This is a genomic window from Brevibacillus sp. FIR094, from assembly GCF_050477165.1.
GTDB lineage: Bacteria > Bacillota > Bacilli > Brevibacillales > Brevibacillaceae > Brevibacillus.
Genome location: NZ_JBEAES010000002.1, coordinates 290,261 through 312,733, shown reverse-complemented (window position 1 = coordinate 312,733; position 22,473 = coordinate 290,261). Strand labels below are relative to the sequence as shown.

Genomic DNA, 22,473 nt, shown 5'->3' with positions numbered 1-22,473 from the left:
TTTTTATGGAATGCTAGCGGCAAAAAATGTGTCTGCCGATCTTTTTGATTTGAGGGCGGCTCCAAATCCAACCGGATGTAGCTGTATCCGGGTTGAAATAATAAATGGCTCCGTCTGTTGGGTCCCAACCTTTGAGCGCATCATTCACTGCTTTTTTTGCTTGCTCGTTCGGTGCCAGCCAAATCTGACCATCCGCCACAGCTGTAAAGGCACGAGGCTCGAAGATAACACCAGCGGGTGTATTGGGAAAGGATGCGTTCTTCGTCCGGTTCAGAATAACAGCAGCAACTGCTACTTGGCCGATGTAAGGCTCTCCACGCGATTCCCCGTACACGGCATTCGCCATCAAGCGCAGGTCGTTCTCTGAAATACCAGCTGCGTGATACGTAGGTTTAGAAGGCGTAGAAGGCTTCGCCGGTGCAGGAGTTGCGGTTTGTGGCACCCCGAGATCAGAAGCAGTGGGCTTATAATTTTTCGTTGCGTTGTACAGCTTTACTTTCGTCTGGGCACCGAGGACACCATCAATGGTAATACCAAACTCATACTGAAAGTTACGCAACGCCCAATACGAGCGCCACCCGAATACGCCGTCTATTTTTCCCGTATAAAATCCAAGGTGCTTCAAGCGATACTGCATTTCACGCACGTCTGAGCCTTCTGCCCCTACTTTGACGATCTGCTTACTAAATGCATCTGAGCGTAACGGAGATACCATAACCGCAGTCGTAACCAGAAGTGCGAATACTACTACAGCTAGCAGCCATTTGACAGGCTGTTTCATTTCTTACCCTCCTTCGGGTATGGATTTGAATATCAGTTGATTATTGTTAGGTTCTCCAACTTCCGTCATTTTGGCCTTAGTAAAATATTGGAGAATGCGTAGACTACGAGTAATGTATGTGCACTATCGTTCTGGAAGGGGAAGATTTTGATGCAGGTCGCGCAATATTTGACGGAACAATTGATCAGATGGGGAGTTAAACGAATATACGGGGTGGCAGGTGACGGTATCTTTGCCTGGCTGGATCAGATCGCGAAGCAATCTGACATTCAATACATTGCCTGCAAGCATGAATCTGCTGCGGCCATGATGGCAAGTGCGGAAGCAAAACTGACGGGAATTCCGGCTGTTTGTACCGCGACGATGGGGCCGGGTTTCGTCAATCTGCTGAATGGACTTGCAGATGCGCATACGGATCGCGCACCAGTCATTGCGATTACAGGTCAAGTGGAGACATACAAGCTGGGTGGCGCGTACAAGCAGTTTATCTCACAAGAAGACATGATACGCCCCATCAGTTTTTATTCGACGACGATTACGCATCCAAATGCCGTCCAAAGTGTTTTGCACAAAGCATTTATCACAGCTATGCAGCAAAAAGGAGTGACGCATCTCTCCATTTGCAAGGACGTTTTTACCCAAACGACTTCAGATGCTGTCCTTCCAGCACTTCCACGCATTCCACATGCCATTTATCCTGATCGGATGGAGATCGAGCTCGCTTGCGAGCAGGTTGCAAAGGCGCAAAAGCCTCTCATACTGCTTGGTATCGGTGCCCGCAAATTGGCGGATTCGTGTGTAAAGCTAGCAGAACAGCTAGGAGCAGGCGTGTTGCTGTCGCTCGGAGCAAAAGGAGCGGTAGATGAATCTCATCCACTTGTGATCGGCGGATGGGGAGAGGGGGGCAGCGAAACAACTTTACGTGCCTTAGCGGAGGCAGATTTGTTGTTGATTTTGGGAGCGAGTTGGTTCCCGCGCGCTTTTTTGCCCAAGAAACTGTCCGTCATTCAAGTAGATCATCAGCCTGGATCGATACATGCACATCCCTACCTCCAGTCTGTCACGGCTGAATTAGACGATGTTCTGCCAATCTGGATGAGACGATTGCAATCGCGCAGACAGGACGATGCGTGGCAAGAACAGATCAAGCGGTGGCATGGAGAGTTTGGCGGGGAAACAGAGCAAGCAATCATTCAACAAGCGAGTGAACAAGTAAAACCACAAACCTTGATGCATACGCTTGGGGGCGTGGTCAATGAAGATGCGATAATCGTCCTAGATACGGGTGAGCACACGATCTGGTTTAATCGTGCGTTCCGTGGGAAAAACCAGACACCACTCTTTTCCGGGAAGTGGCGCACGATGGGATTTGGGTTGCCTGCGGCTGTGGCTGCAAAGCTAACCTACCCTGAGAAGCAGGTCGTCTGTGTCGCTGGAGATGGGGGATTGCAAATGAATCTGGCGGAACTTATGACAGCGGCCGAGCTACAACTTCCGATTGTGATTCTCGTGGTGAACAATGGGACTTTAGGATTGGAAGAGGTCAAAATGAGTCAGGCGGGCTTGATCCCCTTTGGCGTGAAATTACGTAATCCTGATTTTCAACAATTGGCGAATGCTTGTGGAATCAGTGGCAAGGTCGTCAAAGAGGTACATACCCTGGAGTCGGTATTGCGGGAGGCGCTTACTGCAGATCAGTTGACACTCGTTGACATTCATTGCACGTCTCCGACACTAACGGAGAGAAAAAAACAAATTTCCTTCCAAGCCCAAGCATGATTTGTTTATAATGAAAAAAAGGCAAATGAAACCAGTAAGGGAAGTACGAAACGGGCGAAGAGGAGGGCGTCCTGATGGCTGACAGACTTGGCGAAATCAGAGTAGCAGATCAGGTGATCGCGATCATTGCTGGCGTTGCTGTAGAAGAAGTGTTGGAAGTCACAGTTCGTTCAGGCGGAATCTATCAAGATTTGGCGAAAAAGCTGAATGGCGGCGCGAAAGGCATTACCGTATCTGTACTAGACGACAGAGTCACCATTGACATGCGTGTATCCGTCCGTTATGGGGCGCAGATTCATCACGTCTGTCACGTCCTACAGGAAAAAGTAAAAGAAGCGGTGGAAACATTGACAGGTCTTTATGTGGAAGCCGTGAATGTACGGGTGGAAACAATCGAACTCCTTCAAGATGAGTAAGAAAAAGGGATACTGGACGCATCCAGTATCCCTTTTGTTTGTTTTTTACATGGCATATGGCTGTTTTTGTAACTGCTCTTCTACCTTCTGGCGACTGACTTCCCGCGAAATACTGAGCAAAAAGCCAGTGGCGAGCAGACATACGAGTAAAGAGGAGCCACCATAACTGATAAATGGCAATGGTACACCTGTCAATGGAATCAAACCCGTAACTCCGCCAATGTTTAGGATCGCCTGAATGGCGAACATGCTGACAACACCGATGCCTGCCAGACTGGCAAAGGTGTCTTTTACGCGCAGACAAATATGGATGCCGCGCAGCAGGAAAAGCAAGTAGATCAAGAGGAACACAGAGGCACCGATAAAACCGAGCTCTTCTGTCATAATCGAGAAAATAAAATCGGTATGCCTCTCCGGCAGATACAAATACTTTTGAATGCTTTTTCCAAAGCCTGTCCCAGTTAGACCACCATGTGCAATGGCAATCCAGGATTGAATGATGTTGTAGCCAGTGCCATCCATATCACTCCACGGATTGAGATAGGAGTAAATCCGATTCAAGGCATGGGGCTTTGCTGTGATGTATACCAATAGTGCAACAGTCACAGCTGGTGCACCGAGACCGACTAGATGACGGATTTTGGCCCCACCGCAGATCATGACAATCAAAGCGCACCCGAGCAAGATGGCGGCAGAACCGAGGTCGGGTTGGACTACAATCAGCATAAAAAACATCCCCGTTACCATCAATGGGGGCATCAAACCAGATTTCAGCTTTTGTATCCCGTTCCCTTTTTTAGAGATGATCGCTGCCAAGTAGAGAATAAGGCCAAGCTTGGCAAACTCCGCAGGCTGTATGGTTGCAGAACCGATTTCAAACCACGATCGAGCTCCGTTAACTTGCTTACCAATACCTGGAACAAGAACCAGGAGCAAAGAAAAGAAGCTGACGAGCGCAATCAATAAGAAATTTCTCTTATAAAAGGAGAAGGGAATATTCATGGCCACCAGCATCCCAACGCCACCGACCAGCAAGAAAACCGATTGACGCTTCACGAAATAAAGCTCATCTCCGCCACAATAATCACAGCCGCCACTTGTAAAACTGGTCAATGCGAAAATGGAGCTGGAGCTGAGCACCATGGTTATGCCAAACCCAACAAGTAGGGCGGTCAAAAACAGGAGCAAGAAGTCGGGAACGCCCCTCGTCTTCATAAAAATACCCCCTCTACGTGAAACAGAGAGGGGATTCCTCTCTGTACACCGTGCCATTTCATTTTTTAGTGTGAGGACAGCTTTTCGCCTAGCAATTGCAGCTTCAATTTCGCTGTTTTTACAACGGAGTCTGGCATTGGGTAATCGTAATCCAGACCGTGTGGGAAAAGATGTTTGCCCATATAAGGATCTTCAAGCTTCAGGACAGCGTGCGTATCCTCCAATTTGCCTTCTGTCACGTTCGCTTCGATACGCAGGTAGAAGACATTGCCTTTATCGTGGATTTTATAATCGTATGTAGCATGCTTGTAATCCCAAGCGCCGCGATCAAAGCCGAGTTCGCTCATGTAGTGCTCCAGATCGGCGAAAAAGACTTCTTTCGTGCCAATCCCCGTGTCCTTAATGACCATTCTTTTTCCTCCTAAAAATGGGTGAGATATTCACTTATTAATCATAGTCTGTTTTTGGAAGAAGCGCAATATATCATACTCTTTCTTGCGCATGAAACGATAGGGGAGAGGACAAACTACAATCGTTCATTAGCAAAAGGAGGAGAATGAAATGGCGAAGCTGGAAAATCGCACACTGCGCGAAATTATGACAAAAGATGTCGCTACTGTGACGCTTAAGGATAATGTGTATGAAGTGGCTTGCAAAATGCGCGATTGGAATGTAGGGGTCATTCCGGTTGTGGATGAAAAAGATGATGTGATCGGGATCATTACGGACCGCGATATCGTAATTCGCGGTTTGGCTGAAAAGCATGAGGGATCGACTGCCACCGAGGTGGTCATGACACGGGACATTATTCTTGGGCAACCAGGAACGACTGTCGATGAAGCGGCCAGGATCATGGCCCAGCATCAAATTCGTCGTTTGCCTGTTGTCGAGAAAGGCAAGCTGGTCGGAATTGTGGCGTTGGCAGATATGGCAATTCGTCAATTCCACCAAGACGAGGCGAGTGACGCTCTCCAGCAAATTTCTGAGCCGGCGACACATTAATAAGAGAGAAACGAGCTGTCGGAAAGAATCCGGCAGCTTTTTTTCATTCGTTCTGTACATTCACGCTGCGTCAAGGTTTATGATAGAAACAGAATGATACAGGGAGAGAGTTCCATGCAAATCAAAGACATGGCCCATCGCTTGCAAATAACCCCGCGTGCAATTCGATATTATGAAGAAAAAGGGCTGATCAAGCCATCGAAAGCAGATGCGTCCGGGTATCGCCAGTTCACAGAGGAAGATGTCTGGAGGCTGCAAACCATCATGACGCTGCGCGAGGTCGGGATGGCGGTAGAAGACATTCGGGAGCTCCTGATTCAAATGAAAGATCAGGAAGGTAGTCTTCTCCATTATTTAGAGCTGCAGCGTTCGTTTATGTATACAAGGTGGGTAGAAATGAGCAAGGTCATCCAAACGACAGAAGCGATGATTGAGCGGATAAGGGTAGAGAATCGATTGATCCAGGAGAGCTGTTTACATTGGCAGAAGCGAACAAGCGATTGAAGCAGACACGGGATAACTGGGTGGATCGATGGAATTTTAATGAATGGGCAGACTGTTACGACGAATGGGTACATGGTGGGAATGGTCATGAATCATACGAAAACGTGTTGGATGAGGTTGTTGCGACTGTTGCAGTTAAACCGGGAGAGTGTGGTCTGGATGCAGGAACGGGTACAGGAAACCTCGCAGGGCGTCTCGTGAAAAAAGGAGCCAGGATGAGCGGGTTCGACCAATCTCCGCAAATGCTGAAGCAATGCAGAGTGAAACACCCAGAAGTCGAGACGAAGCTGGGAACCTTCTTCGCATTTCCGTTTTTAGAAAATCGGTTTGATTTTGTGGCTACGAGTTACGCCTTGCACCATTTGACGGATGATCAGAAGCAGCTTGCCTTGGCGGAATGTCGCCGCGTTTTAAAACCAGAGGGACGGTTGGTCATTGCCGATCTAATGTTTGAGGATCAGACACATAGACAAGCTCATCTTGATACCCTAGAGGAGGAAGGTCAAACGAGAGTGATAGCAGATATTCAGGACCGCTGTTATGCCGATCGCTCCCGATTGCTACAGGAGCTTGCCAATCTAAATTTTACGAATGAAGTAAAACAGCTAGGTACCTATACGCATTTGATCTTGTCTACTTGTAAGTAGTTCGTTCCTAGAACAGTTTTCCAAAGAGTCGACTTTTGAACACGCATTTTACTTTTGGGCTCTTCCAACTACTGGCACGCGTCTAGCCTTTTGCATAGGCTGTAGCGAGAAGGAAAGGAGGACTCCACCATGGGTCTGTTCGACGGTTTTTTTGATCGCGAAAACGAGGAATTTATATGGATTATTATTGTCGTGGTCGTCCTGTTGTTCTTGTTTAGCGCCGATCGTGACTAAAGTCTGGACGTATAGACAAAACGACCTCACGCGAAGGTCGTTTTTTTCGTTAGGAAAAACGGACTTCTTTTCTCTTCTATTGACCTGCGTTGGCAAATCCACTACGCTGGAAAACAATGCAACGTAGAAGAGGAGAAGGAAGTCTATGAAACGATTAACCATATTTCTGCTCGCACTGGTTCTTTTGCTATCGGCATGTGGATCGTCTGGACAACCAGAAGCTAACGGCGCGATGGATGCTGTGATCAAAAGAGTGGTTGATGGCGATACATTCGAGCTGGACAGCGGAGAAAAAGTCCGAATGATTGGCGTGGATACCCCAGAGACAGTGAAACCCAACCATCCAGTCGAACCGTATGGGAAAGAAGCGAGCAATTACTCTAAGGAACTTTTAACTGGCAAAAAGGTCAAGTTGAAGTTCGATGTCGAGCCCTATGACAAATACAAGCGTTTGCTTGCTTACGTATATTTGGAAGACGGCACCTTTGTCAATGAAAAGCTCGTTCGTGACGGCTACGCCCGGATCATGACGATCCCACCGAATGTAGCCCAAGCAGAACTGTTCCTGGCAGCGGAGCGGGAAGCAAGGGAGCAGAATCGCGGGCTGTGGGCTTTAGAAGGGCAGCAGGCTGAGGCTCCTAAGGAAAAAGCCAAGCCTAAAAAACAGACCGAGGACAATACGGCGGCAGACACCGCGCCACCTGAAGGCAAAACCATCAAGGGCAATATCAACAGCAAAGGCGAGAAAATCTATCATGTTCCAGGCTCCGCTAGCTACGAGAAAACAAAAGCGGAGATGTGGTTTACGACGGAGGAAGAAGCGCAGCAAGCAGGCTTTCGGGCGCCAAAACGATAAGCCATGTAAGAAGAGTAGCCTCATAAATATTGATGTAAGCCTCGGCCGCCTTGGCAGTCGGGGCTTTTTCATTGTCGAAAAGAATTCCAAAAATGTTACAGAACGGTGTTGTATGATAAGAAAGGTCAAAAGACCTATAGAAAATGCCGTTACATAAGAGAAAGGGATTATTAAATATCTTACATAGTTCACAGAATGAAGGAATAATTCGTAGAATTGCGATGGGGGAAACAACTATTATGAAGTTGACGGTAAGGAAAAGCTTTTTTAGGATTTTTGGCAGTGCTATTACTATTGGTGGCAGTCGCAGGCATTGGTTATTCTCAGATTTCATCCATCGATTCTCGTTATCGGACAATGATCGAAGACCGAATTAACAAGGAAATGCTGTCCAAGGACATTATTGCAAGTGTCAGTGAACGACAAAAGTATGCACGAGGATACGTCATTGTAGGCGATGACAGCTATCTGGCGGGATATACGAAGGCAAATGACAGTTATAAAGAGCTTACTTCCGAACTATCCAAAATGGGTATGAATTCTGAAGGGCAAAAACTTGTAACAGAGATGAACGAACTACATGCCCAACACGAGGAAATTATTGATCGGGTTGTCGCGTTAAAGAAACAAAACAAAGTAGAAGAGTACACGCGCTTGGTCAAAGATGAATGTACGCCAGTCGGCGAAATGTTTATTCAAAAAGCCCAAGAATTTGTTGCTCTCGAACAGAAACTGTTGGATCTAGAAATTGCCGAGCTGGATAGCAATATTCAATCTACAAAGCTCCTGGTTGTCTTGCTTAGCTTACTTGCTCTTCTCACAGGAGTAGGTATCGCCCTCATGATTGGACGTGCCATTTCTCGTCCCGTTTTACTGATCACGCATGCAGCAGAACAAATTGCTGCAGGGAACTTGGCCTCAGCAGATATTCAAATCAAGAATCGCGACGAAATCGGTGAACTAGCTCGCCATTTTTCTCAAATGAAGCACAATCTGCAAGATTTATTAGAAAGAGTCTCCTTCCATTCACAACAAGTAGCAGCCTCCTCCGAGGAATTGACAGCCAGCTCCGAATTAACACGTCAGACAGCAGAGAACGTATCCCAATCGATCCAAGATATTGCAGCAGGTGCTGAGCAGCAAGTCAATGACGCGGAGAATGCTACACAGATTGCCGTGAGCATCTCGCAAGTTATGCAGCAAGTATCAATGAGCATGAATCATGCGATCAACTCATCCGTTGAAGCGAACAAAACAGCAACCGAAGGCAATGAAGTGGTTGCCAAATCAATCGAACAAATGAATGAGATTAATCAAAGAGTGAGCTCTTCTACCGAAGTGGTCAATATGCTCGGTGAAAAATCAAAAGAAGTTGGTTCCATCATTTCGATTATTACGGAAATCGCGAGTCAAACGAATTTATTGGCGTTAAACGCAGCGATTGAAGCGGCGAGAGCGGGAGAACAGGGAAGAGGATTCGCAGTTGTAGCAGATGAAGTTCGCAAATTAGCAGAACAGTCCGCGCAAGCTGCTTCACAGATCGCTTCCATCATCGGGGATATTCAAAGAGATACGGAAAAGGCGATTCACGTCATGAGTCAAGGGGACGTAGCTGTTAAAGAAGGAGTCATCATGATCGAACAAGCTGGAGTTGCCTTCTACAAAATTTTGGGGGTAGTAGACGAAGTCTCGAAAAGAACACAAGAAATGTCAGGACAAATCAATGAAGCCAATAACGGAACTGTTTCCGTAGTGGAATTTATAGAGGGAATTGCGCATGTTTCAAGGATGGCAGCGGAAAACACACAAAGCGTAGTTGCTTCTGTACAAGAACAAACAGCTTCTATGGAACAGATTACAACCGCTTCCAGTACACTCGCCGAAATGGCAGAAGAGCTGCAGCATTCCATCCGTAAGTTTCAATTGTAATGCGAGAACAGGCGGGGGTGCCATGTGTTTAATCAAATCAGAGATGTAAAGTATGCATTATCTGCATTGGAAGAGTCATCTGTTATTTCGATAACAGATGAAAAAGGAATCATCACCTACGTCAATCACAACTTCTGCCAAATATCCAAGTTTAGTAGTGATGAATTAATCGGAAAGAACCATAACATCGTCGATTCCGGTTTCCATCCGCGAAACTACTTTAAATCGCTATGGGATACCATCAGCCGAGGAAAAGTATGGAAAGGCGAGATGAAAAATCGGGCAAAGGACGGTACGGAATATTGGCTTAGCATGACGTTAGTGCCGTTCATGAACGACAGCGGATTCCTTTATCAGTACGTGGGAATCGGGACGGACATCACGAGACGAAAGCAGATGGAAGAGTCTCTTTCAAAGACGATGAAAGACTTGCACGATATCAAAAATGCACTGGATGAATCTTCGATTGTAGCGATTACAGACGACAAAGGCGTCATTACCTATGTAAATGACAAGTTTTGTGAAATCTCCAGATACGAAGTGGATGAATTGGTAGGAAATACACATCGGGTCATTAACTCTCGCTATCATTCCAAGTCGTTTTTTAAATTGATGTGGGAAACGATCAAGCAAGGACGTGTTTGGAAGGGCGAAGTAAAGAATCGCGCCAAAAACGGCAATGAATACTGGATGAATACGACCATCGTGCCATTTCTAGACGATCGGGGAGTTCCGTATCAATATGTTTCGATCCGTACGGACATTACCGACCGGATTGAAGCAGAGGCAGCTCTAGCAGAAGCGTTGCAGAACGATTTTCGCAGGACGGTCCAAAACTTGCAAAACTGTGTGTTCAAGATCGTGACAGATCCGAAAGGGAACATCACCTATACTTTGTGTGAAGGGAAAATTGCGGAAGAGCTCGGGCTAACGTCTGAAAGAATGCTGAGAAAAACGTCGTATGAAATCTTTCCATATGAGGTAGCAGAGCAAATGGAAAGCTATTTTCGCAGAGCGTTTGCTGGCGAACCCGTTACCTTCGAACTGAAACTATCCGGAAATGATTATTACATTACGTTGTCACCTATTGAGGAAAACGGAGAAATCGTGGAAATGGTAGGCTCCATGATCGATATTACCGAGAGAAAAAAGGCGGAAGAAACGATTCGCTACATGGCCCATTACGATTCCTTAACCAACCTGCCGAATCGAACGCTTTTCATGAAAAACTGGCAGAGGCGATGCTCAAAGCAAAACAAAAAGATGAGAACATCGGCGTCATGTTCATCGATTTGGATCGATTTAAAAACATCAATGATACGCTGGGTCACTCCATAGGGGATGTCCTTTTACAAGCAGTAGCAAATCGGCTCATCGGGTGTTTGCGAAAAGGGGATTCTGTTTCTCGACTAGGCGGAGATGAGTTCGCCATCTTTCTCACAGGTGTCACACACAAAGAGGTTGGTGAAATTGCGCAGCGAATCATCACGAGCATGTCCGAATCGATTACGTTAGACCATATCGAAATCTTTATCACACCAAGTATCGGCATCAGCATGTATCCAGAAGATGGAGACGATATTGAAGCGCTGTTGAAGCATGCGGACGCTGCCATGTATTTGGCAAAAGAGCAAGGGAAAAACAATTATCAATTTTTCTCGGAGGAGCTGCATCAGATTTTAGCCAAAAAGCTACAGCTTGAAAGAGAGCTGCGAAAAGCTTTGGATGAGAAACAATTTACGCTGCACTACCAACCGAAGATTCAACTGCAGACGGGCCAGATTATCGGCATGGAGGCATTGATTCGTTGGGAACATCCAGACCTTGGCCTCATCCCACCTATTCAATTTATCCCGATCGCAGAAGAAACAGGCTTAATCGTACCGCTTGGAGAATGGGTAATGCGAACGGCATGCCAACAGATAAAAGTGTGGCAAGAAGCAGGCTTTACTCAGCTGGCGGTTGCGGTGAATATATCCTTACGCCAATTTATGCAAAACAATCTCATTGAGATGATTACCTCGATCCTTGAAGAGACTGGCTTGTCTCCGCAATGCTTGGAGCTGGAAATCACGGAAAGCATGGCGCTAAATGTAGACTATACGATTCGGATTTTGAATCGCTTGAAAGGCCTCGGGATTAGCATCAGTATCGATGATTTCGGGACGGGCTACAGTTCTTTGAGCTATCTAAGTCAATTTCCGATCGATCGGCTAAAAATCGACCAATCCTTTGTCCGGAATTTGAATCCACGGAATCAAGCGATTATTAAAACGATCATCCATATGGCACACAACATGAAAATTGCTGTTATTGCAGAGGGTGTAGAAACACAAGAACATGTTGATTTTCTAAAGGAACAAATGTGTAATGAAGTCCAAGGGTACTTCTACAGTAAACCGCTGCCCACGAAAGAAATCGATTCCTACTTGCAGGTAAATCGTTATGGTGAATCAGGCAGCTTGGTTTAAGTGAGACCATCGAGATTTTACAAAAGGAAAGCGGTGAAGGAGCTTGGATCATCAGATTCATGGGACGTACGACAGTTTCCTTGTGATACTCTCTTATTTAATCGCGGTTGCAGCTTCTTTTTCTGCTCTCAACCTGGCAGCCAGAGTGAGTACAAGCAAGGGGAAGCATCAGCTACTCTGGTTGATTTTTGGTGCCACAACGATGGGGCTCGGAATATGGTCCATGCATTTTGTCGGAATGCTTGCACTTACCCTCCCAATTAAGGTTCTTTATGACATGGAGTATGTCATTCTATCTGTCATTCTTGCCATTTTTGTCTCAAGCATAGCCTTGTTTACCGTCACGAAAGGCGACCTCAATGCAAGACAATTAGGTATCGCGGGAATTCTTATGGCTGCTGGAATATCTGGAATGCACTACGTTGGAATGGCCGCGATGATTATTGAAATTACATACGATACGTGGATCGTTATTTTGTCCATTATCATTGCAGCGACTGCTTCGGCAGCGGCACTTTGGCTCTTGTTTTACTTTCGCCGTGATCAGTCGAATTACGCGTATGTATACAAATTGGGGAGCTCACTCATTATGGGAGCTGCAATCGCGGGTATGCATTACACTGGGATGGTTGCAGCGCATTTCTACGTAACGGAACTGCCGACAACCGAGATAGAAGCGCAGATCGAACCGGAGACCCTGGCCTATATCATTGTCTTGGCCACCTTTATACTGATGGGCATTACATTGTTCGGCTTGTTTATTAACAAACGACTCTCGCAAAAAGATACGGTCATTCAGGAAAATGAAAGCTGGTATCGTTCCCTATATAAAAATAATGAGTACGGCATTATTTCCTTAGATACAGGTGGATGTATTATCAAAATGAACCCAGCTGTCACGAAGATTGGTGGACTGCGGGAGGAAGAATTCATCAATCAACACGTATCGAAAATTGGCATGCATATAGTTGAGGAGAAAAGGGACATCACCAAAGATTCTTTTGCCGAGTCTTTTCAGCCCATTCGTAATAATTTTGAGACGACCATCCTTCATCCGAACGGAAATCGCGTAGAGCTGAGTGTACTCAATGTCCCAGTAGAGATTGAGGGAGAAGTTGTCGGGAATCACATCATTGTGAAGGATATTACCGAAGAGAATCGCGTGAAAGAAAAAATTAGGTATTTAGCTTATCACGATGAGCTGACCGACTTACCGAATCGAAGAAAGTTTAATCAAGTCCTTCATCAATCTATTGAAAAAAGCAGCCAAGATTCAACGAGCTTTGCCGTCATGGTTATCGACATCGATCGTTTCAAAATGATCAATGATTCCTTAGGTCACTCCTACGGCGATATCTTTTTGCAGGGGGTCAGCGACAGAATCGTAAAGAGTGCGGAAGGGTACCACGCAACAATTGCTCGCATGGGTGGAGATGAATTTACCATCCTTTGCGAAACAGGAGCGAACCGCAGGGAAGCGGCAAGTTTAGCGGATAAGATCATTGAAGCGTTGAAACAGCCATTCTCGCTAAAAGACAGTGAATTTTACATATCAGCAAGTATTGGAACGGCGATATTCCCAGACCACGGAACGGATGCTGTCGCGCTGCTCAAAAAAGCGGATACGGCTATGTACGAGGTGAAAAAACAGGGAAAAAATGGTCACTTGTTCTATAGACCGGAGTTTGATGTCCAATTGTTGGAAAATATTGAGATAGAAAGTGATCTCAGAAAAGCAATTGAACGAAATGAGCTGGTAGTGCACTACCAACCTCAATTTCATGCGGAAAGTAATCGCATGATCGGAGTGGAGGCGCTCGTCAGGTGGAATCATCCGACCAAAGGGATGCTTTCACCCGGAGTGTTTATCCCTATTGCTGAAGAGACAGGGTTGATTTATGAGATTGGTACGTGGGTGCTTCGCGAAGCGTGCAGGCAAATGAAGGAGTGGCATGATGAAGGCGGACCGTTGATACCCGTCTCCGTCAACTTGTCCTCCCATCAATTCCACCAACGGAACCTAGTGCAGTACATCAAAAATATCCTTGAGGAAACCAAGCTTGGCCCACACTTTTTGGAACTGGAAATCACAGAGAGCATGATGATGGACCCGGCAGTATCGATCAGTATCCTGCATGAGTTAAACAAAATTGGAACGAGAATTAGTTTGGATGATTTTGGAACCGGTTACAGCTCTTTAAGCTATTTGAAAAAGTTCCCGATTCACAAATTAAAGATTGACCGCTCCTTCATAACAGACCTGTCTCGAAATGATAACGATAAAGCCATTGTGGCCACCATTATTTCGATGGCGAAGCATCTGAAGTTAGAGGTAATTGCAGAAGGCATTGAAACAAAGGATCAGTTAGATATTTTGACAGAAAATCATTGCAAGGAAATTCAAGGGTACTATTACAGTCGTCCATTATCCGCGAATGAGGTAGAGCAAGTATTTTTTGTTCCCACCAGAAGTCATCTCAGCCAAGAAGCGTAAGGAAAAACTCCCTGTCTTTTATGGATGGGGAGCTTTTTTTGTATGTACACAGCAGGAAAATGTAAAATTGGGTATTGAATACCCTACAGGGGTATCGTAAAATGTAATCAAGTAAAGCTTCCCCAAAACAAAGGAGGATGTAAGATGAATGTCACTTTGAACGTACAAGGAATGTCCTGCAATCACTGCGTCATCTCCATAGAAGGTGCTCTTCAAAAAGTAGACGGGGTTAGCAAAGCAACGGTAAGTCTTGCTGACAATCAGGTAAGCGTGACTTTTGATGAATCCGTTGTTTCGCTGGAAAATGTGAAAGAGACCATTGAAGATCAAGGATACGATGTCGTTTAAGCATTAGTTGTGGGAAAGGCTGTGATTATAGAATGGCAGCCTTTCTTATAACATGTAGTTAACTGAATATTACAAACCAAAATAGTGTAGGAGGAATGTCTTTTGAAGCGTGTACAGTTTGCCGTAAGTCCAGAAATTCGTGTCGGCGGGTCTGTGTTTACTCCAGCAGATATGGTGGCGATCGGTCAAATCGTTGGCGAGGATGCACAAATTGAACTTTCGACCTTTCAGCAGCTTATTGTCGAGATGAATGAAGAGAAGGCGGAGGATGCCAAAAAAGCGCTGCGAGAAAAAGGCTTATGCGTGTACGAAACGGGCTCTGTTGTGAAGAATTTGTCTGTCTGTTCTTTTTGCAAAGGAGCAGAGATTGAAGGGCTAGAGGCAGCGAGAAATTTGAATGATACGATTGCAGGGATGGTTGTTCCTTTTACGATGAGAGTCGGTTATACGGGATGCCCAAATGCCTGTGGAGAGCCGTTGGTTAAAGATATTGGGATCGTCAAGCGAAAAGAAACCTTTGAAATCTACGTCGGAGGCCAATCGAAAACAATGGAGGCCAAAACAGCTGAGCTCCTGGTCGAGCAGGTGAAGGAAGAACAATTATCCTCCATCGTCCAAAGCATCATTACGTTGTATCAGACGCAAGGGAAAAAGAGAGAGAAGTTTTTCAAGTTTGTCGAGCGATATGGATTGGAAAATGTCCGAAAAGAATTAGGGCTGTCTTCCTGATCGATATGTGAATATGGAACTTGCTACATTTTGAAAATTTAGATTATAATCGAAGCGTATGTTTGCTAGGATGATTAGAGGAGGAATCTCATTGTCAAGTGCAGAATTGAACGTTGTACAGTCTTGTCATACATCTGATCGAAACAGTCATCATTCAGAAAAAACCAAGCAAAACTTGCAGGCGCGTCTCAATCGGATTGAGGGACAGATTCGCGGGATTAAAGGCATGGTGGAGAAGGATGCTTATTGTGATGATGTCTTGAATCAAATTGCTGCGGTACAATCTGCCTTAAATTCAGTGGGACGTATCCTTTTGGAAGGACATATGAAATCCTGTGTGATTGAACGCATCCAAGAAGGGGACAGCGCAGTCATTGACGAACTGTTAACCACGATGAATAAGCTGATGAAATAAAAAGCTTCAGAAATGAAGCTTTTTTATTATTGCGAAATATAGGTTAGTGGGGTATAGTATCATCAAGTCAGAATATTTTCATAATACAGAAAATATCATTCAAACAGGATAACAAGGGAGATGAAAAAATGGGCAAGAAAATGTTGCTATTAGGTGTGTACGGAATGGAAGTGGTGGAGTGTGGCGGTGCTCTTGCCATTCACGTGAACAATGGAGGAGAATCGTACGCCTCGATCATGCTGTCTAGCGAAAAATCACGCCCGCAGGTTACAGAGGCGGCAGCGGTATTGGGGGTTCAGATGTATTTCCCCGGTTTTCAATCTGGTTATGTAGATGTCAGTCCGGAATCCAAGAAAAAGCTTGTACGGATTATCCGAGAAGTGAAGCCAGATATTATCATTACGCAGGATCCGGAGCATTCCTTTCACGACTTGGACCCAGACCGTAGACAAGCCATGATATTGATTTTGGAAAGTATCGCATTGGCAAGCCGGGAGTTTGCTTTAGATGAAATGCCTGGCTTGGAAGCTCACCCGATCCCGACGATTTATTACATGACGCCGCATCATCCCAACTGTGTCGTTGATATTTCGCCGGTGTGGGAACGAAAAAATCAAGCGATGGATGTTTTGTATAGTCAGATGGAGTTCAGTGGCCGACATTTTGAAGAAGCGGTCGATGCGAAGGCAATGGAGGCTATCGTCCCTGGGTTTACCGCGCTACCCACTGACTACGAAAAGGGAAGAGCAGTGCACAAGGTACTCGATCAAGCCATTCATGTGTATCACGGTTTGGCAACGCATGGTCATTTTGCATTAGCTGAAGCATATAAACGTGATGGGAACTTCCATTTGAAAGAACTGATCAACTAATAGGAGAGAGATGTCGGGTGAAGCATAATCGAATCGGGATCATATGGATGCTCATCGCTCTGTTTTCCACGTTGTTCGTTGTTCCGGCAGGTGCCGAGAACCACAGGGAGGTGAAGCTTGGGATCACACAGGATGAACGCTCCTTGAATCTGTACACATACAATACCGGTTTTCCTGGACTCGAGCTAGTCAATCTTCTCTACGACCCGCTATTTATCCTCGATAAAAGCAATAAACCGATTCCTTGGCTGGTCAAAGAATTCACGGTATCCGAAGACGGCAAGCAATACAAAATGATTTTGCATGACCGAATCTTGTGGCAGGACGGAAAGCCTTTGACCTCAGAGGATGTGAAGTTCACCTACGAATACCTGTTGAAATATAAAAAATCCCGCTTTACAACCCCAGCTGCACTCGTGAAAAGCATTCAAACACCCGACCCCACCACTGTGATTATGGAGCTTGAAAAGCCTGAACCAGATTTCTTCATTCAACCTCTCGCTGATTTGCCAATTCTCCCGAAACATATTTGGAGCTCTGTGACTGATCCTGATAACTTCAACAATTCCTTGGGGAGCGGTCCTTTCATTTTAGAGGATTACAAAAAGGATCAATTTTATAAGCTAAAAGCGAACCCGCAGTACTTTAAAGGAAAACCGGAAATCGATACGTTAGTCATCCCCATCATCGCTGAAGCTAACGCCATGTTTACAGCGCTCAAGGCAGGGCAGCTGGATGTCATCAGTCGCAGAGTCCAGCCGGAACTCGTCAAAGAGTTTGGAAGCAATCCGTCTATTAAAGTGGAAAGAGGCCCCGGTTTTGCTACAACCTTTCTCCAATTCAACGCTGAAAAGTTCCCGATGTCCGATCAAAAATTTCGCCAAGCGCTAAGTCTTGCTATCGACCCGCAATACTTGGTAGATACGGTATTGCTCGGTTTTGGTACAAAAGGAAGTCCCGGCTTTATTCATCCAGCTACTTCTTCTTACAACAAGGCAGTCGTACATAAGACCGATGTCGAACAAGCCAAAACCATTCTTGAACAAGCAGGCTATAAAGACACGGACAATGACGGCCTACGAGAGGCGCCAGATGGCAAAAAGCTCGAACTCGTCAATCTGGTCCAGTCAAACAATCCTTCTAGCATACGCTCGGCCGAAATCATTGCGGGATGGATGAAAACGATCGGGATTGATATGAAAGTTCGACCGATGGACCCCGATACCGTGATTAGTCTTGTCTGGCCCGAATATGATGTCACCAAAGGCCGGAATTATGACATGACGATGTTTGGCTGGTCGACCACGATGCAGTTGTTCCCTGCCAGACTGATTGATTTGTTCCACTCCGATCTAGCTGGCAAGGGGGGTACCAATATTGGCGGGTTCAAAAGTGCTGAGTTTGACAGGCTGGCTGAACAGCTCGATGCTACAGTGGAACCGGAAAAACGCCAACAGATTATCAATCAGATGCAAGAGCAGGTAGCCAAAGAATATCCCATCGTCCCCTTGTACTATGCAGAGGAAATTAGTGCGTACAATCCCGCTAAGTACGATGGATGGGTATTCCAGGATGGGAAAGGCATCATCAACAAGCTCTCCTTTGTTTCCAATGGCGAAAAATCCCCTGTGACAACGGAACAGCCAGCAGCATTCACGCAAGAACAGGCGAATGCGAATACAGGAAAAGGCACGACCTCGATCGTGACCATGCTCATCATTATCGTCGTCGTAGCGGGTGGATGGTATTTGCTCAGCAATAGAAAAACGAAGAGCGAAAGGTAAGCATGTGGACAGCTTCCCCTGCAGTCATGCTCCTCAAGGTTATTGCGGGGGAACCATTTGTTCCTGTTGATTATCGAAAAAAGAGGTGTACGGATGACCCAATTTCTAACAGGCAAGGTCACTCAATATATTTTCGTTATTTTTATTATGCTGACATTGAACTTCCTCCTCCCTCGTTTGATGCCAGGGAGTCCTCTCGCGTATATAGCTGGAGAAGACATCATGCTCATGACGACGGAAGAGAAAGAGGCCGTATTAGAGGCACACGGATTGAATAAATCACTCTTGGAGCAATACTTCATCTATTTGGGGAATATGGCGACGATGGATTTCGGCTATTCCTACCAACAAAAGATGCCGATAACGCAGTTGATTTCGGAGCGGTTGCCGTGGACGCTGCTGTTAACTGGATTGAACTTAGTGATTTCTACCTTGTTAGGCGTCATTTTTGGGACGATATCTGCTTGGAAATGGGGGAAAAGAAGCGATATTAGTCTTTTGACGATATTTATGTTTTTAAGCGCGATGCCGTCCTTCTGGCTGGGCATGATTCTGGTAGCGATTTTTGCTGCACAGTGGGGGCTGTTCCCCATCTTTGGGGCACAGACGGCATGGAGCAATCTGACTGGCTTAGATCGAGTTACCGATATTGCCCATCATCTCGTTTTACCGCTGGTGACACTCGTATTGATCACCGTTACGACAACCTATATGACGATGCGCTATTCGATGCTGAACGTGCTGGGCGAGGACTACATTATGATGGCCAGAGCCAAAGGCGTAAAAGAAAAAATGATCAAGTACCGTCATGCCATGCGGAATGCGTTACTCCCGGTAGCTACGGTATTCATGCTCAGTCTTGGTAATATTTTTGGAGGAGCAACGGTGATTGAAACAGTTTTTGCCTACCCAGGCATCGGCAGGCTGATGTTTGAGGCCGTCTTAAGCAGGGACTATCCAGTGATACAGGCTGCTTTTCTTATCATTACCCTGAGCGTAGTCATCGCCAACTTTCTAGCAGATATCTTATACCCGATTCTCGATCCAAAGGTGGGAAGGAACAATGGATAAAGGCAAATGGCTGCAGTACTGGACCATTTTTCAATCTAGCCGACTCGGGGCGATTGGTACCATCATCCTTCTTCTATTTGCAATCGTTGCGCTAGCGGCACCACTCCTAGCACCTTTTGACCCGGAAGAACGTGTAGCCGCGCCTTTTCTTCCGCCTGGCGGAGATTATGTACTCGGAACCAATGACGTTGGACAAGACATTTTTAGCGAGCTGATATATGGTTCGCGCATATCGTTGACCATCGGTATTTTAGCTGCAATGCTTTCTATCTTGATCGGTTCTGTTGTGGGGATCGTTGCCGGTTACTTCGGGGGAAAAATCGATTCTGCTTTAATGAGACTGGTAGATTTGGTACTCGTAGTGCCTTTTTTGCCTTTGATGATTTTGCTCGCCGCGTTTATCGGTCCGAGCTTTTGGAATCTCATTTTCGTCATTACCGTATTGACCTGGGCATCTCCTGCTAGGGTGGTTCGCTCACAGGTCCTTACGATAAAAACGAAAGGGTTCGTGGAGGCCTCGCGATCAATTGGTAGCAGCGTTCCTACCGTGATGTTCCGTCATATTTTGCCGGGAGTCGTACCGATCGCCTTATCGCAATTCATCATGGCGGCAAGCAATGCCATCTTGTTGGAGGCTTCCCTCAGTTTTCTAGGTTTGGGTGACCCTTTGAATAAAAGCTGGGGAACGACCCTGTATTATGCACAGGCGAGGAGTGCTTTCTTGACGGATGCATGGCTATGGTGGATCTTGCCGCCGGGTGTGTTAATTACAGCGCTGGTTATCGGCTTTGCTTTTGCTGGCTACTCACTGGAACAAATCTTTAATCCTCGGCTGCGGAAAGGGTGACTAGCCATGAATAAAGTTCTCGTCGTGGAAAATTTGCACACTCACTTTTATACGGCAAATGGTGTAGTAGAAGCGGTTGAGGATGTCAGCTTTCACCTAGAAAAGGGGGAAATGCTCGGATTGATCGGAGAGTCTGGTTGCGGGAAGTCCACCGTGATTCAGTCCATTCTGCGCTTGCTCGAATACCCGGGGAAGGTCATGAGCGGGAAGGCCATGCTGGGTGGCGTCGACTTGTTGCAGGCGCCAGCAGAGCAAATCGAAAAGCTCCGCTGGAAATCGATTTCTGTTATTCCCCAAAGCGCGATGAATGCCTTGAATCCTGTATTTACGGTTGGGGATCAAATCGTGGAAGCGATTATGTTACACGAAAAAATAACGATGGCCGAAGCGATCCGACGAACAGAGCAGCTATTGGAAATGGTGGGGATTCCGAAGCAGAGGCGCAAGTCATACCCACATGAATTCAGTGGAGGAATGAAACAGCGTGTAGCCATAGCGATGGCACTAGCCTGTAATCCGCAGGTCGTCATCTCAGATGAATCGACGACTGGACTGGATGTGTTGACCCAAGCGCAAGTCATCGCGATATTGAAAGATCTGCAACGATCTATGGACTTATCCATTATCCTTATCTCTCACGACCTGCCGATGGTGACAGCCATCTGTGAAAGGATTGCCATTATGTATGCGGGCAAGATTGTGGAATGTGGGTCAACGGAACAATTGCTTACGAACCCAAGTCATCCGTACTCACAAGGTTTGCTCGCTGCCACTCCCGATATGAATGACCCCGAGAAAGAATGCCGTTCGATTCCGGGGACAGTGCCGCTGCTCATTAACCCGCCAAAAGGTTGCAGATTTCATACGAGATGCCAGCATGTGCAAGACAAATGCAAGGTAGAGTCACCTCTAATAAGAGAAGTGCATGAAGGGCATTTTGTATCCTGTTTTGTAGGAGGGTAAGACATGGCCAATACGCAAAAGTCGCAATCCACCGATGAGTTGGTGACGGTACAAAATCTGGTCAAACGCTTTGAAAAGAAGCAGGGAGCGTTTTTTCGCAGCAAAAAGACGACGGTCTGTGCCGTAAACAATGTGAACTTCTCTATTAAAAAGGGGGAGATTCTCGGGATCATCGGGGAGAGCGGGTGCGGGAAAACAACAACTGCTCGAATGATCATGCGGCTTACTAAAGAGTCCGCTGGCCAGATTCTTTTTGATGGGCAAGACTTGTGCCGATTAGGGGACCGGGCAGTGAGGGGAATTCGGCAAGAGATGCAAATGATTTTTCAGGACCCTTACGATTCATTGAATCCGGGAATGACGATTCTAGAAATCTTAATGGAGCCGCTCCATGCCCATCAAAAAGCGAGTACCTTTGAAGAGAAGAGGGACCATGTGCTTCAAATTCTCAACCATATCGAGCTAAGACCTGCTGAAAGCTTCCTGCAGCGATATCCGCATCAGCTAAGCGGGGGACAACGGCAAAGGATTGCAATCGCTCGAGCGCTTATTTTAAAACCAAAGTTCGTTGCGGCTGATGAGCCCACCTCCATGTTGGATGTGTCGGTCAGAATGGGCGTGTTGCAGCTATTAAAATCATTGAAAGAAGAAATGGGTCTGACGATGCTGTTTATTACCCATGACCTGTCGACGGCTGCATACATGTGTGATCGGATAGCTGTCATGTATCAAGGGAATATCGTCGAGATCGGATCGACCCATGAGATTCTGTATCATCCCTCTCACCCTTACACACGCGCACTTGTAGCCGTGGTATCCGATCTCAATTATTTTCTCAAACACAGGCAAGAGCTGATAGTAGATGGGGAAGTACAGAATGAAGGAATCCAACGAGGATGTCCCTTTCTTACCCGCTGCCCCTATCAGGTTGCCCACTGCCGCAATATGGTACCTATGCTAGAGCGAATCTCATCCGACCACTATGTCTCATGTATCCATCATCAAGGGCCCTCTCGACAGTAGTCAGAGGGTTTTCTTGTTCGTTTTGTCCTATTTTGTTGGCGTAGGACATACTTTACAATGAGGGGAATATACTCGGGGGTGGTATCTTGAACG

At 46.2% G+C, this 22,473-nt stretch carries 22 protein-coding genes; 19 read left to right on the top strand and 3 right to left on the bottom strand.

The window, feature by feature from the left end; translation table 11 throughout:
* Positions 1 to 13 precede the first annotated feature (13 nt).
* Positions 14 to 781, bottom strand: a complete 768-nt coding sequence (sleB, locus tag ACQ5DJ_RS02820) for a spore cortex-lytic enzyme (RefSeq protein WP_429841076.1) — start codon at positions 779 to 781, stop codon at positions 14 to 16.
* A 150-nt stretch (positions 782 to 931) separates the two neighbouring features.
* On the opposite strand from sleB, the gene ACQ5DJ_RS02815 reads away from it, so the two are divergent.
* Entirely contained in the window at positions 932 to 2,560 is a 1,629-nt protein-coding gene (locus ACQ5DJ_RS02815; protein WP_429841075.1) for a thiamine pyrophosphate-binding protein, read from the top strand.
* Between the two features lie 74 nt (positions 2,561 to 2,634).
* The gene (locus ACQ5DJ_RS02810; RefSeq protein ID WP_429841074.1) at positions 2,635 to 2,976 is read left to right on the top strand and encodes an Asp23/Gls24 family envelope stress response protein; all 342 of its coding nucleotides are present in this window, start codon (positions 2,635 to 2,637) and stop codon (positions 2,974 to 2,976) included.
* A gap of 45 nt (positions 2,977 to 3,021) precedes the next feature.
* Here the strand turns inward: ACQ5DJ_RS02810 and ftsW are convergent, their stop codons facing one another.
* Together ftsW and ACQ5DJ_RS02800 are read right to left on the bottom strand one after the other, a co-directional pair.
* A complete protein-coding gene (gene ftsW / locus ACQ5DJ_RS02805) occupies positions 3,022 to 4,191 on the bottom strand; it encodes a putative lipid II flippase FtsW (protein WP_429841073.1) in 1,170 nt (389 codons plus the stop codon).
* A 65-nt stretch (positions 4,192 to 4,256) separates the two neighbouring features.
* Complete coding sequence (locus ACQ5DJ_RS02800; protein WP_106833426.1) at positions 4,257 to 4,601, bottom strand: YugN family protein; 345 nt, start codon at positions 4,599 to 4,601, stop codon at positions 4,257 to 4,259.
* Positions 4,602 to 4,752: 151 nt separating this feature from the next.
* Between ACQ5DJ_RS02800 and ACQ5DJ_RS02795 the strand changes: the two genes are divergently transcribed.
* The 17 genes from ACQ5DJ_RS02795 (at position 4,753) to ACQ5DJ_RS02715 (ending at position 22,380) form a co-directional block, all read left to right on the top strand.
* Positions 4,753 to 5,193, top strand: a complete 441-nt coding sequence (locus ACQ5DJ_RS02795) for a CBS domain-containing protein (RefSeq protein WP_429841072.1) — start codon at positions 4,753 to 4,755, stop codon at positions 5,191 to 5,193.
* A 114-nt stretch (positions 5,194 to 5,307) separates the two neighbouring features.
* Complete coding sequence (locus tag ACQ5DJ_RS02790) at positions 5,308 to 5,697, top strand: MerR family transcriptional regulator (RefSeq protein ID WP_429841071.1); 390 nt, start codon at positions 5,308 to 5,310, stop codon at positions 5,695 to 5,697.
* Positions 5,673 to 6,344, top strand: coding sequence for a class I SAM-dependent methyltransferase (locus ACQ5DJ_RS02785; protein WP_429841070.1), 672 nt, complete (start codon positions 5,673 to 5,675; stop codon positions 6,342 to 6,344). Before ACQ5DJ_RS02790 ends, ACQ5DJ_RS02785 begins: the two co-directional genes overlap by 25 nt.
* 379 nt (positions 6,345 to 6,723) lie before the next feature.
* On the top strand, positions 6,724 to 7,434 hold the full coding sequence (locus tag ACQ5DJ_RS02780; protein WP_429841069.1) for a thermonuclease family protein: 711 nt from the start codon (positions 6,724 to 6,726) through the stop codon (positions 7,432 to 7,434).
* Between the two features lie 282 nt (positions 7,435 to 7,716).
* Positions 7,717 to 9,363, top strand: a complete 1,647-nt coding sequence (locus tag ACQ5DJ_RS02775; RefSeq protein ID WP_429841068.1) for a methyl-accepting chemotaxis protein — start codon at positions 7,717 to 7,719, stop codon at positions 9,361 to 9,363.
* 24 nt (positions 9,364 to 9,387) lie between these two features.
* Positions 9,388 to 10,701 (top strand): sensor domain-containing diguanylate cyclase, encoded by a 1,314-nt coding sequence (locus ACQ5DJ_RS02770; RefSeq protein ID WP_429841067.1) that lies wholly within the window; start codon positions 9,388 to 9,390, stop codon positions 10,699 to 10,701.
* Entirely contained in the window at positions 10,605 to 11,834 is a 1,230-nt protein-coding gene (locus ACQ5DJ_RS02765) for a putative bifunctional diguanylate cyclase/phosphodiesterase (RefSeq protein ID WP_429841066.1), read from the top strand. Before ACQ5DJ_RS02770 ends, ACQ5DJ_RS02765 begins: the two co-directional genes overlap by 97 nt.
* A gap of 43 nt (positions 11,835 to 11,877) precedes the next feature.
* Entirely contained in the window at positions 11,878 to 14,328 is a 2,451-nt protein-coding gene (locus tag ACQ5DJ_RS02760; protein WP_429841065.1) for a bifunctional diguanylate cyclase/phosphodiesterase, read from the top strand.
* A 144-nt stretch (positions 14,329 to 14,472) separates the two neighbouring features.
* Positions 14,473 to 14,676 carry a copper chaperone CopZ gene (gene copZ / locus ACQ5DJ_RS02755; protein WP_017247941.1) on the top strand — a complete coding sequence of 68 codons (204 nt, stop codon included), beginning with the start codon at positions 14,473 to 14,475 and terminating at the stop codon, positions 14,674 to 14,676.
* A gap of 102 nt (positions 14,677 to 14,778) precedes the next feature.
* Positions 14,779 to 15,405: a nitrite reductase gene (locus ACQ5DJ_RS02750; RefSeq protein WP_429841064.1), complete on the top strand. Its 627-nt coding sequence runs from the start codon at positions 14,779 to 14,781 to the stop codon at positions 15,403 to 15,405.
* 91 nt (positions 15,406 to 15,496) lie between these two features.
* The gene (locus ACQ5DJ_RS02745; RefSeq protein ID WP_016739861.1) at positions 15,497 to 15,820 is read left to right on the top strand and encodes a metal-sensitive transcriptional regulator; all 324 of its coding nucleotides are present in this window, start codon (positions 15,497 to 15,499) and stop codon (positions 15,818 to 15,820) included.
* 128 nt (positions 15,821 to 15,948) lie between these two features.
* On the top strand, positions 15,949 to 16,692 hold the full coding sequence (locus tag ACQ5DJ_RS02740) for a PIG-L deacetylase family protein (protein ID WP_429841063.1): 744 nt from the start codon (positions 15,949 to 15,951) through the stop codon (positions 16,690 to 16,692).
* 17 nt (positions 16,693 to 16,709) lie between these two features.
* Positions 16,710 to 18,476, top strand: a complete 1,767-nt coding sequence (locus ACQ5DJ_RS02735; protein ID WP_429841062.1) for an ABC transporter substrate-binding protein — start codon at positions 16,710 to 16,712, stop codon at positions 18,474 to 18,476.
* Between the two features lie 93 nt (positions 18,477 to 18,569).
* A complete protein-coding gene (locus ACQ5DJ_RS02730) occupies positions 18,570 to 19,547 on the top strand; it encodes an ABC transporter permease (RefSeq protein WP_429841061.1) in 978 nt (325 codons plus the stop codon).
* Positions 19,540 to 20,394, top strand: coding sequence for an ABC transporter permease (locus tag ACQ5DJ_RS02725; protein ID WP_429841060.1), 855 nt, complete (start codon positions 19,540 to 19,542; stop codon positions 20,392 to 20,394). The genes ACQ5DJ_RS02730 and ACQ5DJ_RS02725 overlap by 8 nt, the downstream gene beginning before the upstream one ends.
* Positions 20,395 to 20,400: 6 nt before the next feature.
* Positions 20,401 to 21,357, top strand: coding sequence for an ABC transporter ATP-binding protein (locus ACQ5DJ_RS02720; protein ID WP_429841059.1), 957 nt, complete (start codon positions 20,401 to 20,403; stop codon positions 21,355 to 21,357).
* A 3-nt stretch (positions 21,358 to 21,360) separates the two neighbouring features.
* Positions 21,361 to 22,380, top strand: a complete 1,020-nt coding sequence (locus ACQ5DJ_RS02715) for an ABC transporter ATP-binding protein (protein WP_429841058.1) — start codon at positions 21,361 to 21,363, stop codon at positions 22,378 to 22,380.
* The last annotated feature ends 93 nt before the right edge of the window (positions 22,381 to 22,473 follow it).